Consider the following 13,417-nt stretch of genomic DNA (forward strand, 5'->3'; position numbering starts at 1 on the left):
ACCTGGGTTGATTTTTACTTCAGTGCAATCGCCTTGCCGTTGTCCGACTTTACAGACTTCCAAGCGTTTTCGATCAGCTTGACTGTTGCATCTGGCAGTGGAACATAGTCCAGGTCAGAGCTCAACTTGTCGCCCTTGGCGTAAGCCCAGTTGAAGAACTTCAACACTTCAGAAGCCTTGGCAGCGTCAGCCTGTTGTGTGTGAAACAGGATAAACGTAGCACCGGTGATGGGCCATGCGGCTTTACCTGGTTGCAATGTCAGAATTTCGTAGAAGCTGTTGGACCAATCGGCACCTGCAGCAGCCGCCTTGAAAGTCTCTTCATCAGGCTGAACAAATTCACCTTCCTTGTTGTTCAACTGTGTGTGCGTCAGCTTGTTTTGTTTCGCGTAAGCATACTCAACGTAACCAATTGAACCGGGCACGCGTTGTACGAAAGCAGACACGCCCTCGTTACCCTTGCCACCCAAACCGACTGGCCACTTCACTGCGGTGCCTTCGCCAACAGTGCTCTTCCAGTCTGCGCTGACCTTGCTCAGGTAGTTGGTAAAAATAAAGGTTGTACCGGAACCGTCAGCACGACGAATCACGCTGATGTCCTGCGCTGGCAACTTCACGCCTGGGTTCAGGTCTGCAATTGCCTTGTCATTCCACTTGGTAATCTTGTTCAGGTAAATGTTGGCCAGTACTTCACCGGACAACTTCATTTGGCCTGGGGCGATACCTTGCAGATTCACCACGGGCACAACGCCACCGATCACGGTTGGAAACTGCATCAAACCTTTTTCTTTCAGGTCTTCTGGCTTCAAAGGCATGTCAGAGGCACCGAAATCGACTGTTTTTGCAGAAATCTGCTTGATACCACCACCGGAACCGATGGACTGGTAATTCACCTTGTGGCCAGTTTCTTTGTTATAAGCATCGGCCCACTTGGCGTAAACAGGAGCGGGGAAGGAAGCGCCAGCACCAGTAATTTCAGCGGCGTTCACAGAAGTCATACTCAGGGCCAGGGCGCCTGCGGAAATCGCTGTAGCGATTGTTTTGATGTTGAACATTTTTCACCTCACTTATTAAAGTGCCTCAATCATGCCGCAGCAATGTTTCAGAATAATGACAAATATAAGGCAATAACATAAATGTCAAAAAACCACACCGGGCGACCCAAATGTGGTTTTTCAGCAAACAAGTCAAGTACTTGTAGGCCGCGTTAACCGAATCGACCCGTAATGTAGTTCTCAGTTTCCTGCTTTTTGGGTTTCAGGAAAATTTGATCAGTTACGCCAAATTCAATCAACTCACCCAAATACATATAGGCGGTGTAATCCGACACACGCGCAGCTTGCTGCATGTTGTGGGTCACAATCACCACGGTGTAGTCCTCTTTTAATTCAGTGATCAGCTCTTCAATGCTCGCCGTTGAAATAGGGTCAAGCGCCGAACAAGGCTCGTCGAGCAACAGAATTTCGGGCTTGATCGCAATGCCACGTGCAATACACAGGCGTTGCTGCTGACCACCCGACAAGCCATTGCCACTTTGGTGCAGCTTGTCTTTCACTTCTTTCCACAAGGCGGCTTTGGTCAGCGCCCATTCCACGCGCTCTTCCATTTCGCCTTTGGACAACTTCTCGAACAGCCGCACACCGAAGGCAATGTTTTCGTAAATGGACATCGGGAACGGTGTTGGCTTCTGAAACACCATGCCGATCTTCGAGCGAATCAAAGCGATGTCTTTCTTGCTGGTGATCAGGTCTTCACCGTCCATCAGGATTTGGCCTTCTGCACGCTGCTCAGGGTACAGTGCGTACATTTTGTTGAACACGCGCAACAAAGTGGACTTGCCACAACCTGAAGGTCCAATAAATGCGGTGACCTTCTTCTCGGGAATGCTCAAGTTGACCGATTTCAAGGCCTGAAATGAACCGTAATAAAAATTCAGGTTCTTCACTTCAAGTTTGATCTTTTCTTCAACGTCAATCGTGGACATATTCTTGGCCTTTAAAGGTCAGTTATTTCGAGTTCTTCAGTAGCGAACGCGCGATGATATTCAACACCAGCACGCCAGCAGTAATCAGGAATACACCAGCCCATGCCAGTTCCTGCCACTCTTTGAAAGGGCTGAGCGCAAAGTTGAAAATCATCACTGGCAAGTTCGCCATGGGTTTCATCATGTCGGTGTTCCAGAACTGGTTCGACAAGGCTGTAAACAACAAGGGCGCAGTTTCACCGGCAATTCGAGCCACCGACAGCAAAATGCCGGTCATGATGCCCGCATAGCTGGCCTTTACAGTAATGGCCATGACCATTTTCCACTTGGGTGTACCCAAGGCAAAGGCCGCTTCGCGCAGGGCATCTGGCACCAGTCGCAGCATGTTCTCGGTGGTGCGAATCACAATTGGAATCTGGATCAATGCCAGTGCCACAACGCCTGCCCAGGCGGAGAAGTGCCCCATGATGCGAACCATGACCGCATATACAAACAAACCAATCACGATAGAAGGCGCGGACAGCAGAATATCGTTGATGAAACGGACAGAGCTGGCCAGCTTGTTGTCTTTGCGGGACTCGGCCAAGTGAATACCCGCCAAGATACCCAAGGGCGTGCCAAACAAAGTGGCAAAGCCCACCATCAAAAGGGTGCCGGTAATGGCATTGGCCAAACCACCGCCTTCTACACCCGGGGGTGGCGTCATTTCAGTGAACAAGTCCCAAGACAAACCATTAATGCCCAAGGTCACTGTGGTGTACAAAATCCAGATCAACCAAAACAGGCCAAAAGCCATGGCCGCCAGCGACAGTGTCAAGGCGAAAGAGTTGATCCGTTTGCGCTTGGCCTGCATTTTCACGCGCATTTTTTCATCCGTGGCAACAGTAGTCACCGAGGAGTCTTTGGACGTCACAGTGGGATCAGAATGAATGCTGCTCATGCTTTATCTCCCGTTGCTCGATAGTTTGGCCAAAAGCAGCTTGGAGGCGACCAGCACAAAGAAGGTGATGACAAACAGAACCAAGCCCAGCTCCATCAAGGCCGATGTATGCAAACCTGGGCCAGCCTCGGCAAACTCGTTGGCCAAGGCGGAAGTGATACTGTTGCCGGGCGAGAACAGGGAAATGTCATTGAGATAATTGGTGTTACCAATCACGAACGTCACCGCCATGGTTTCACCCAAGGCACGGCCAAGGCCCAACATAACTCCACCAATCACACCCACCTTGGTGTGTGGCAATACAATTTTCCACACCACTTCCCAAGTGGTACATCCCATGCCGTAACCCGCTTCTTTCAGCATCACAGGGGTTACTTCAAACACATCGCGCATTACTGCGGCAATGTAAGGAATGATCATAATGGCCAGCACAACACCGGCTGTCAGCAAACCAATGCCGATGGGAGGCCCGGAAAACAATGCACCGATCACAGGCACCTGACCAATGGTGGCATTCATTGGGCCTTGCACGTACTTGGCAAAAATTGGCGCAAAAACCAGCAAGCCCCACATGCCGTAAACAATGGATGGCACCGCGGCCAGCAACTCAATGGCCGTGCCCAGTGGGCGGCGCAACCAGGGAGGAGAAAGCTCAGTAAGAAACAATGCAATACCAAAGCTAATTGGAACGGCAATCACCAATGCAATCAGCGAAGTGACCAAGGTGCCGTAGATCGGGACCAATGCGCCGTATTCATCAACGGGAGGATCCCAGTTGGCGGTAAACAGAAAATCAAAGCCAAACGCAGTGATTGTGGGCCACGAGGCCACAATCAACGAGGCAATGATGCCACCGAGCATCAGCAAAGTGAAAACAGAAGCTCCGCTGGTTAACAGGCCAAATATGGCGTCGCCCCGCTTGGTTGGGGCCTTGATCGTCGAAGTATCAGACATATTGGTAAGTAATTAATCCAGCAGAAAGTTTCACGCAGACCTGCAAGGGTATCCAAGAATTATGACAAAAAAATGACAAAAATTTGACACACCCGTGAAATCGAATATCACGGCACGGAACCGTGGGCTAAAACCTCATGCTGGCTTGCGCTTCATGAATGTGATTGGCACCACCGACGGAGGCGGGCTATTGAAAATGTCTTTGCGCATTCTACCCATGATGTGCATTTCACAAGGTTTGCAATCGAATTTCAGGGTGTACTTTTGATCACCATTGACCAACACCATGGGCTCGGCCTTCACCTGCCCCTGCACACCTGTTACACCCTTAGCTTGTTTTGGGCACAAATTAAACGAAAATCGCAGACAATGCTTGGTGATCATAACAGGCACCTCGTCAGCTTCCTCATGTGCCTCGTAAGCTGCCGCAATCATCTGCACGCCATGTTTTTTGTAAAATTCACGCGCTTTGTCGTTGTAAACATTGGCCAGAAAGCTGAGCGACTTTTCGGGATAGTCCACATAGGGCTGCACAGGCGCTTTGCGAGCAGGGCGTTGCCAGGCCGCAATCCGCACCCTGTTCAAGGCCTCGATCGCGTCTCGACGCATGCCATTCAAAGTACTGGCCGGCACAAACCAGGGCTGACTCAGGTGTACATTCAGGCCCAAAGCGGAATAATCAGTACCCCCCAGCTTGCCCAAGTGGGTTTTAATGCTTTCTACTGCCGTGTCGGCCTGTTTGGCCAACTCCAGCGCCATTTCAACCTGCGCAGTGGTGGCAATGCCGTCTTCGTCGGTCAGGCTAAGTTGCAGGCCTTTCAACACATCGCCTTCCATCCACTCGGTCAGTGTTAGCCAAAGGCCAATTCGGCGCTCGGCACTTTCTTTGGTCAGCGCCATGTCCCAAGCGTGGTCGCGGTTACGGTGCATGGGCAAGCCAGCCTTCAGGCCGCCATAACTGCCAATCGTGTCTTTGGGAAACACGCGGTACACCGCCTGCCCTTCGCCTTTGCTGTGCAGTTTCTCGGCACGGTTCACGTGCAAGCCCACCACTTCGCGTTTGCGCATGAAGTTCAAGCCGTCGCCGTTGTTCAGCTCATCGCTGGTTTGAATGTCGATGCTTTTGTCATTCACCGCAATCACATGGCCAATGGGCTGACCAATGAATTTGGGTGAATCGAAGGCGCCGATGTCGATTTTCCGGCCACTGGCAAAATAATCGGTTGAGCCACGGTGAAAGTTGCGGTCCGGATCGGGCCTGAAATAGTGGCGTGCAGCACCACTGGATGCGCGGGTAAACTCTCCGCGCTGCTCCATGATCTCGTCCAGCAAAATGCGGTAGTGAGCCGTGATGTTTTTTACATAGGCCATGTCTTTGTACCGGCCTTCAATTTTGAAAGACCTTACACCCGCATCAATCAAGTGCTCCAGGTTGCCGCTTTGATTGTTGTCTTTCATCGACAGCAAATGCTTGTCAAATGCCACCACGGCACCACTTTGATCGGTCAGCGTATAGGGCAGGCGGCAGGCCTGCGAACAATCGCCCCGGTTGGCACTGCGCCCGGTTTCGGCGTGGCTGATATAACACTGCCCCGAAAAAGCCACACACAGGGCACCGTGAATAAAATACTCAATGGTTGCTGAATTGCCCACTGCGCCATGCACGGCGGTAATTTCTTCAACTGTCAGTTCTCGGGCCAATACAAGCTGGGAAAAACCACTGTCGGCCAAAAACTTTGCTTTTTCTACTGTGCGAATGTCGCACTGCGTGCTGGCATGCAGCTGAATCGGCGGCAAGTCCATTTCCAGCAAACCCATGTCTTGAATAATCAGGGCATCCACACCCGCGTCATACAACTGCCACACCAGCTTGCGGGCCTCTTCAAGCTCGGCATCGTGAAGAATGGTGTTGATGGTTGTAAAAATACGCGCATGGTAGCGGTGGGCAAACTCAACCAGTTTTGCAATATCCGCCACCGAATTGGCTGCATTGGCGCGTGCGCCAAACACCGGCCCACCCAGGTACACCGCGTCTGCGCCATGCAAAATCGCCTGGCGACCAATTTCAACGTCGCGTGCGGGGGCTAGCAATTCCAACTCGTGCGGCAACAAACTCATGATTTCACTAATCTTTTCAGGCAAAGGGTGAACATTATTTCAAAAAGCGGGTCTGAATGAAAGCAAAACCGTGGTGCTTGCCACAATCAGTTTGAACATTGCGCAAGGAGTCCTGGCATGACATGGGTAAATTGGTCCCGTAATACCGCAACCTTTCTGGTGGGGCTTTCCAGCTTTTTACCCGTGGCACACGCCCAACAGCTTGATGAAGCCATATTTGGGGGCGGGTGTTTCTGGTGTATGGAAGAGACATTCGAGAAAATCAGGGGCGTTAAATCAGTCGATTCCGGTTACACCGGCGGGCGCACCCCCTCACCCACCTACGAACAAGTCAGCCAAGGCAACACTGGCCATGTTGAAGTGGTGAGGGTGCAATACGACCCCCAACAAGTCAGCTACAGCACCCTGTTGAAGGCCTTCTGGACCAATATCGACCCCACAGTCGAGAACCGTCAGTTCTGTGATGTGGGTGCGCAGTATCGATCGGCGATTTACTACTTGAACAGCGAGCAGCACCAACAAGCCAAACGCAGCAAGGAAGAATTGCAAGGAACGGGCAAATTCAAAAAAATCTACACCACCATTGAAGCGGCCCAGCCCTTCTACGTAGCCGAGGAATATCACCAGGACTTTTATCGCAAAAACCCATTGCGTTACCAGTACTACAAAACCACCTGCGGCCGGGAAAATCGCTTGAACGAGGTGTGGGGCTACAAACCCAAATAACAACACCTAGAAGCCAAACTCCAGGAAAAACAATCACATCCGGCTACACTTCACCCCAAATTCACTCTGGCTTATTGTGATGAAGCATCAAGTTCGCCTGTTGGTCGCCCTTGTATTTACTACTTTCACCGCCTGCTTTTCCCCTGCTGCGTTGGCCGAAACGCTGGAGAAAGTTCAGGATTGGCGTACCGTACTTCCCGACAACTGGGGCAACAGCGAAATCGTATCCGTTCAGGTGCGCAACAGTCGTTTGGCACTCGCCAACAACATTCAATTCGACGTGAAGTCACTGCACGGCCAGCTGCTGCCGCACCAGGCCAATGCACCTGTATTGCTGGAAAACCTGTCGGCCTTTGACGTTCGTGTTGACCATGCTCAACTGCGCATTTCCGATGACGTGCTGCAGGCATTGGTACAAGCCGAATTACAGGCCAGTGAAGCCCCCTTGCGAATCAGGCAGGTGAGCACCCAACCCGGGGGAATTTTAATTACTGGCGATATCCGGCGGCTTGGCCTTTGGATTTCATTCTCGATGGAAGGCACACCCACCATAGAAAATGGCCAGGAAATTACATTGACGCCACGCACACTCAAAGTGGCTGGCCTACCCGTTTACAAGGCGCTGCTCGCCACCAACATTCAACTGCAGTCACTCATCGACATGAAATCCAGAGCAGTTGCCTTGCAAGGGCAAGCCATGGTGCTGCGCTTGGGCCAACTGCTACAGGCACCCAAAATTGCGTTTGAACTGAACTCGCTGCAACTTGGGCAAGGAGAAGTTCAACTCGGGCTGGGAACCAGCAAAACAGGCCCCGCCTTTTTTTGCAAATCCGAATGCCCCAGTAATTTTGTGTACACCCACGGGGGTGAATTACGCGCCGCCGGCATGGTGCTGGCAGGCCAGCCCACCTTGGTTACGGGAATCAGCGATGGCAGCCTGCCGATTGCACTGCACGATTTAAACCGCTTGATCACCACCAGCACAGTTCAGCTTCGAACCGACGGTGCACTGTGGATAAGCGCACAAGAAGGCTTACTCAATACCGATGACCTCTTGCTGCTGGCCACGGGCGAAAAAGCGCTCGCCCAACTGGCACTTCTCGTGGGCACCCAAAGCGACCCGGTCACCCTGGCTGTGCACCATGCCACCCTGCTGTCACAAGAAGGCGTCGAATTGCGCGTTGAAAAGCTGTTGGCCAGCACCAGGTCCACCAACCTGGGCCAACTGCCCACCGCCGCACAAACCGTTCATGTGGGCGAAATTTCCCTCAGTGAAACCGCATTGAACACCATGATGAACAAAGCCCTGTTCAATTTCAAAGGCAGCCCGATCCGCAAGGTGAGTGCCACCATTGGCGAACCTCACCTTCAGCTTGCCTTGCAGGCGAGGCCTGAAATTTTTGGCATTCCCCTGTTCTGGTTGCCTGCCAAACTTAGCGGGCCTCTTGTCATTTCAAACGACAGGCAGCACCTTGAATTCACACCCACCCAAGTGCGCATGTTCGGCCTCTCGGTGCTGCCGATCATCAAGTATGTGGGACTGAATCTCGGCGATCTGATTAAAATTGACGAAACTGCGGTGAAGCTGCAAGGCAATACCATTCGCATCGCCCTGGGCAGCGCACTGCCACCCTTGCGGCTCAACACCGAATTGCGAGCCATTAAAAACGTATTGCGCTCGCCTTTGGGGCCTTACTTGCAAGTGCATGTCGGCAAATTGACCGCTGAAAAAATTGGTGAAATTTACAACACCATGGAATTGCTGCCATTGGGCTTGTGGATGAACACACCTGAATTCACTGCGCTGGGCATGCGCACCGGGCCCACCCTGGGCCATGTTTACAATGACCCACGCCAGGAAAGGCTGGTAATCGACCTGGCCCGTTACCCCGATTTGTTGGCCAACGCCACACTGCGCTTGCCGAAAACAGAACGCGTGTGGGTCAGCATGCCCAGCCAGGGTGCGGGCTCACAGCACCCAGTACAAGGCCATCGGCACGAAAATCAGGCTCATCAGGTTCCCCATCATCACCAGTGAAGCCACGCGTTGGGGCTGAAGGCCATATTTTTCAGCAAACACGAAACTGAGCACCGCGGGCGGCAGGGCACCAAACACAATCAACATGGCTGTGTGTTCAGGGCTTAAAGGCAGCAACCACACACACAAAGCGGCGAAAATTAGCCCGGTGAGTGGGCACAACACACCGCCAATTACACCCAGTTTCACGTCCGAAAAATCAGCCTGTGTCAGCCGCACACCCAGCGAAAACAGCAGCAGGGGAATGGACACATCGCCCACCATGTCAATGGCAAAGTACAGAGGTGACCACACCTCGATATTCAATACACTGACCAACAAGCCCGCAATGGACGCCGCAATCACAGGTTCTTTCCAGAGCATTAAAATGCGCGCATTGGGGCTCATCATCCACGTGCCTAGCGAATAGTGCAGCGTGTTGCCCACCAAAAACAACATCACTGCGGCGGGCAAAGCCTGCTCGCCAAACGCCAGAATGGCCAATGGCAACCCCATGTTTCCCGAGTTGTTGAACATCATGGGTGGAACAAAAATCCGACTGTCTATGCCCAGCAAACGTCCAATGGGCCAAGCCAACAGGCCCGAACCCAATACAACAATGGCACCGCCCACAGCCAACATCCAATACGACTCAATTTCAAACGACTTGCTGGCCAGCGCAGAGAACACCAGCGCCGGCACAAAAATTTCCATATTCAGCTGATTGGCAAACTTCATATCGGGCTTTTTCACCCGGCCATACCAATACCCCAAAGCCACAACCGCAAACACCGGAAAAATAACTGCAACAATGCGCAAGAACATAAAAGGCCGTAAGGAGAAAGGGCTGGAAAAGTCGCAGTGTACTGCAAGCCATTAAACGGGGCGATTCGGGTTTGTATTGGTGTTGGCGTTCGGCGTGGCGTTAAACAGCAGCTTGAGCGCCGGGTGATTTAAATTGCGCGGATGGGTAAAAGCAAAAAAATCCTCAACTACACCTTGGGCGTCGCCCATGTGCACCACCGTGTGGTCACGCACCACATCTTCAATCAACAGTGCCGGCACTGCAAACAAGCCCAAGCCTGCACGCCCAAAAGTTTCAAGCAAAGCGAGGTCGTCGAATTCCCCCACCACGGTCACTTCAACCCCCACACTTTCCAGCCAGTGCTCAAGTTTCAAGCGCAGCACGTTGTTTCGAGAGGGCATCAGAAATGGCGCATGGTGCAGGCTGTGCGGGAAATTCTCTTCATACTTCTTTTTCAAGACCGGGCTTGCAAATATGCGCACCGGGTAGCTGAGTAACTTGGCCACCTGCAAGTGGGCCGTGCCTTGGCCTCCCGGGCGCTCGGCCAACACCACGTCTACGCTGTGCTGCACCAACTCGGAACACAGGGCTTCAAAACGACCTTCATGACACACCAGGCGCACTGGGCGCTGCATGCCCAAAATTGGCTCAATCATGTGAAACGACACTGTTTTTGGCAACGCGTCAGCAATACCCACCGACAAACGCAAGGTGTAATCCAGTTGCTCATCGCCCAGGCTTTCGGCCATTTGCTCGCCCAACTGGAAAATTTGATCGGCATAACGCAAGGCAATTCGCCCCGCCTCAGTCAGCCCCAAGCCCCGGCCCACCGGTTGAAACAGCGCCCTGCCCAGCGTTTGTTCCAACTGGGTAATTTGGCTTGAAAGCGTTTGTGCGCGCAGGCCCAGCCGCTCAGCCGCTGCCGTCAGGCTGCCCGTGTTCGCCACCATCCAGAAGTAGCGCAAATGATGGAAATTCAAGTCAGTAAGTTTCATTAACCCTTCGATTTATTCGAATATTCACTAAACAATTGTTCTATTTATTCTTACATTGAACCGGCGTACACTTCAACTGTCTATTTCCCCGAAAGGAGGACGCAACCATGAATACAGAAATTGTGGCTCGGCATCCCGAGATCGATGACACCCTGCGCAGGTATGTACTTCGCCGCGTGCGCTCGGCCATCAATCAACTTTCGACACAGATCAAAAACATCACAGTAAAACTGGACCGGCGCACTGCCCAACAGGCTGATCAGCGCAACTGTGTGATTGAAATTCGAATCGACGGGCAAGCGCCCGTGATCGTAGACAGCGCCGGGTCGCATTGGCTCAGCGCAATTGACCAGGCGGTTGAATCAGCCGCACGCGCCGTTCGCCGCCAATTGAAACACACCCTTCACCAGGTGACCCCCCACTTGCAATTGTTGAAAGGACAACACGCATCATGAAACGCATTGTTTTATTTTTAGCCACCAACGTCGCCATCATGGTGGTACTGGGCATTACCGTGCATGTACTGGGCTTGAACCAGTTCATGGCCGGGGGGCAGCTTAACCTGACCATGCTGCTGGCATTCAGTGCTGTACTGGGCTTTGGAGGTTCATTCATCAGCCTGTTGATCAGCAAAAAAGTGGCCAAGTGGAGCACCGGTGCACAAGTCATTGAAACCCCGCGCAATCCGACCGAGCAGTGGTTGGTGCAAACCGTTCAGCGTTTTGCGCAGAAAGCCAACATTCCCATGCCGGAAGTGGCCATTTACGAAGGCGCACCCAATGCATTTGCGACCGGCCCCAGCAAAAACAATTCGCTGGTGGCAGTCAGTACCGGTTTGCTGCAAAGCATGAGCCGTGAAGAAGCCGAAGCCGTGCTGGCCCACGAAGTAGCCCACATTGCCAATGGCGACATGGTGACACTCACGCTGATTCAAGGCGTGGTGAATACCTTTGTGTTTTTCCTGGCGCGCGTCGTGGGGTTCTTTGTGGATCAGTTTTTGCGCAAAGACGATTCCCAATCCAGCGGCACCGGCATGGGTTATTTCATCACCGTGATCGTGATGGAAATTACGCTGGGCATTTTGGCCTCCATCATCGTGATGTACTTCTCGCGTCAGCGTGAATTCCGCGCTGACTCGGGTGCAGCCACGATTATGGGCTCACGCCAACCCATGATCTCGGCGCTAAAACGTTTGGGTGGCATGCAGGCTGGTGAGTTGCCTTCCAACATGGCTGCCTCGGGCATTTCAGGCAAAGGCGGTGTGATGGCCTTGTTCAGCAGCCACCCGCCCATTGAGCAGCGCATTGAAGCACTGGCACAGCAGCGATAAATACACCGAGGCACAGTGCGCACCAACAAAAACCCGCCGAAGTTTGGCGGGTTTTTTATTGCGCTGAAATTCACATCACCCTTCTTACTTTCCAGAAGGTTTTTCGCCAGTACAAATCATCCAGCCGACTAATCGTGACACCGACTTTGGTCGAGGCATGAAGAAACTTCCCGTCCCCCAGATAAAACCCCACGTGCCGGGTGGAATAGCCTGTTCTGAAAAACAGCAAATCGCCCACCTGCATGGCGTCGCGTGCAATTTCATCTCCCATTTTCAATTGCTGGGCGGTGGTTCGTGGTGCCTTGATTTGAAAATGAGTGCTCAAGGTTTGTTGCACAAACGCTGAACAATCAATTCCTGCTCTGGAATTTCCGCCCAATTGGTAGGGCGTGCCACGCCATTGTCGAAACTGCGCCAGCAAACGTTGTTGAACTTCACCGTTTCCTGCGGCATCGCCAAAGAAAAGCGAACCGTCTTCAAGCACAAGAACATCCGATGGCCCATCGGGCGCGGTTGCACAGGCTTGCAAAACCACTACCGCGCACAACAGCAGGCTTCGCAGATTCAGCGTGTGGCCTTGCTTAAACAACCGCCTTCCTTTCGCTGAATCGCAGCAAACCTTTCACAAAACGATACAGCAACCACAGGCTTAAAATGCCATACACAATAAAGCCCACGCCAAACACCATGGTGATCATGGCCACGACAAACCAGAACATACCGATCCAGAAAGTTGATATAAGCCAGTCATAGTGGCTGTAATAAATGGTGCCGGTTGCTTCACCACGCTTCACGTAGCAAATAATGAGAGCAATCAGGATAGGAATGAAGGCAGTGAATATGCCAACAGCCCCCAACACATAGGCCACCAAAACGATGGTGCGGTTGGATTCTTCCTGATTGGGAACCGGATTGGGTTGATAGCTCATCAAGTGATACCCGTGTAATCGATGACGATTTATTTTAGACGACCCAAGGTGCTCAAAATTCAAAGTATCGGCATTGAATGCAAAAAACCCCGCGAAGGCGGGGTTTGCAATTGGAGTTGCGCAGCGCTTACAGCTTTAACGCAGCAATGCCGGCACGTGCAATTTGCGCGTCTTGATCTGATTTCACACCAGAAACACCCACAGCGCCTACCACTTGGCCATCGACCACAATAGTTACACCGCCTTCCAGCAGACCATCTACATACGGCGCAGTTACAAATGCTGTACGGCCGTTGTTGATGACGTCTTCAAGAATTTTGGTGTCTTTGCGGGCCATGGCAGCAGACTTGGCCTTGGAAGGGCCAATGTGCGCGCTCATGGGGGGTGCGCCGTCCAAACGGATCAAACCCAGCAGGTGGCCACCATCGTCGGCCACCGCAATGGTTACAGCCCAGGCATTGGCTTCAGCTTCAGCGCGGGCCGCTGTCAAAATTGCTTGAACGTCGTCAGCAGACAACATGGGTTTGGTTTTCATAAACTTGCTCCAATTCGATTTAAAAATTCAAACCGAAGTATGCGGCACACTTCCCGTGATGGCTACACAGGAAGTCCCTAATCC

Annotated in this window: 14 protein-coding genes; 4 read left to right on the top strand and 10 right to left on the bottom strand. The window is 52.4% G+C overall.

Annotation, left to right across the window (positions count from 1 at the left end; all coding sequences use genetic code 11):
- Positions 1-14: 14 nt before the first annotated feature.
- The 5 genes from pstS to ACVL1J_RS12840 form a co-directional block, all read right to left on the bottom strand.
- Positions 15-1,055, bottom strand: a complete 1,041-nt coding sequence (pstS, locus tag ACVL1J_RS12820; protein ID WP_256366105.1) for a phosphate ABC transporter substrate-binding protein PstS — start codon at positions 1,053-1,055, stop codon at positions 15-17.
- A 152-nt stretch (positions 1,056-1,207) separates the two neighbouring features.
- Positions 1,208-1,984: a phosphate ABC transporter ATP-binding protein PstB gene (gene pstB, locus ACVL1J_RS12825; protein WP_159569109.1), complete on the bottom strand. Its 777-nt coding sequence runs from the start codon at positions 1,982-1,984 to the stop codon at positions 1,208-1,210.
- 22 nt (positions 1,985-2,006) lie between these two features.
- Positions 2,007-2,924 (bottom strand): phosphate ABC transporter permease PstA, encoded by a 918-nt coding sequence (pstA, locus tag ACVL1J_RS12830; RefSeq protein ID WP_159569110.1) that lies wholly within the window; start codon positions 2,922-2,924, stop codon positions 2,007-2,009.
- Positions 2,925-2,927: 3 nt separating this feature from the next.
- The gene (gene pstC, locus ACVL1J_RS12835) at positions 2,928-3,878 is read right to left on the bottom strand and encodes a phosphate ABC transporter permease PstC (RefSeq protein ID WP_159569111.1); all 951 of its coding nucleotides are present in this window, start codon (positions 3,876-3,878) and stop codon (positions 2,928-2,930) included.
- A gap of 135 nt (positions 3,879-4,013) precedes the next feature.
- Positions 4,014-5,996, bottom strand: a complete 1,983-nt coding sequence (locus tag ACVL1J_RS12840; protein WP_341236727.1) for a peptidase U32 family protein — start codon at positions 5,994-5,996, stop codon at positions 4,014-4,016.
- Positions 5,997-6,113: 117 nt separating this feature from the next.
- On the opposite strand from ACVL1J_RS12840, the gene msrA reads away from it, so the two are divergent.
- Complete coding sequence (gene msrA / locus ACVL1J_RS12845; RefSeq protein WP_341236728.1) at positions 6,114-6,722, top strand: peptide-methionine (S)-S-oxide reductase MsrA; 609 nt, start codon at positions 6,114-6,116, stop codon at positions 6,720-6,722.
- A gap of 79 nt (positions 6,723-6,801) precedes the next feature.
- Positions 6,802-8,760 (top strand): hypothetical protein, encoded by a 1,959-nt coding sequence (locus tag ACVL1J_RS12850; RefSeq protein ID WP_341236729.1) that lies wholly within the window; start codon positions 6,802-6,804, stop codon positions 8,758-8,760.
- Here the strand turns inward: ACVL1J_RS12850 and ACVL1J_RS12855 are convergent.
- On the bottom strand, positions 8,692-9,564 hold the full coding sequence (locus ACVL1J_RS12855; protein WP_341236730.1) for an AEC family transporter: 873 nt from the start codon (positions 9,562-9,564) through the stop codon (positions 8,692-8,694). The two genes, ACVL1J_RS12850 and ACVL1J_RS12855, sit on opposite strands and share 69 nt — an antisense overlap.
- A 51-nt stretch (positions 9,565-9,615) precedes the next feature.
- The gene (locus ACVL1J_RS12860) at positions 9,616-10,539 is read right to left on the bottom strand and encodes a LysR family transcriptional regulator (RefSeq protein WP_159569116.1); all 924 of its coding nucleotides are present in this window, start codon (positions 10,537-10,539) and stop codon (positions 9,616-9,618) included.
- Between the two features lie 107 nt (positions 10,540-10,646).
- On the opposite strand from ACVL1J_RS12860, the gene ACVL1J_RS12865 reads away from it, so the two are divergent.
- Together ACVL1J_RS12865 and htpX are read left to right on the top strand one after the other, a co-directional pair.
- The gene (locus tag ACVL1J_RS12865) at positions 10,647-10,994 is read left to right on the top strand and encodes an HPF/RaiA family ribosome-associated protein (RefSeq protein ID WP_341236731.1); all 348 of its coding nucleotides are present in this window, start codon (positions 10,647-10,649) and stop codon (positions 10,992-10,994) included.
- Positions 10,991-11,869 (top strand): protease HtpX, encoded by an 879-nt coding sequence (gene htpX / locus ACVL1J_RS12870; RefSeq protein WP_159569118.1) that lies wholly within the window; start codon positions 10,991-10,993, stop codon positions 11,867-11,869. The genes ACVL1J_RS12865 and htpX overlap by 4 nt, the downstream gene beginning before the upstream one ends.
- Positions 11,870-11,939: 70 nt before the next feature.
- Here the strand turns inward: htpX and ACVL1J_RS12875 are convergent, their stop codons facing one another.
- The 3 genes from ACVL1J_RS12875 to ACVL1J_RS12885 all read right to left on the bottom strand — a co-directional run bounded on the left by ACVL1J_RS12875 (position 11,940) and on the right by ACVL1J_RS12885 (position 13,333).
- On the bottom strand, positions 11,940-12,458 hold the full coding sequence (locus ACVL1J_RS12875; RefSeq protein ID WP_341236732.1) for an NlpC/P60 family protein: 519 nt from the start codon (positions 12,456-12,458) through the stop codon (positions 11,940-11,942).
- Positions 12,451-12,798 carry a DUF4870 family protein gene (locus ACVL1J_RS12880; RefSeq protein WP_341236733.1) on the bottom strand — a complete coding sequence of 116 codons (348 nt, stop codon included), beginning with the start codon at positions 12,796-12,798 and terminating at the stop codon, positions 12,451-12,453. Before ACVL1J_RS12880 ends, ACVL1J_RS12875 begins: the two co-directional genes overlap by 8 nt.
- A 127-nt stretch (positions 12,799-12,925) precedes the next feature.
- Positions 12,926-13,333, bottom strand: a complete 408-nt coding sequence (locus ACVL1J_RS12885; protein WP_341236734.1) for a heme-binding protein — start codon at positions 13,331-13,333, stop codon at positions 12,926-12,928.
- Positions 13,334-13,417: the final 84 nt, after the last annotated feature.

The organism is Limnobacter sp. G6BE5S, from assembly GCF_058448965.1.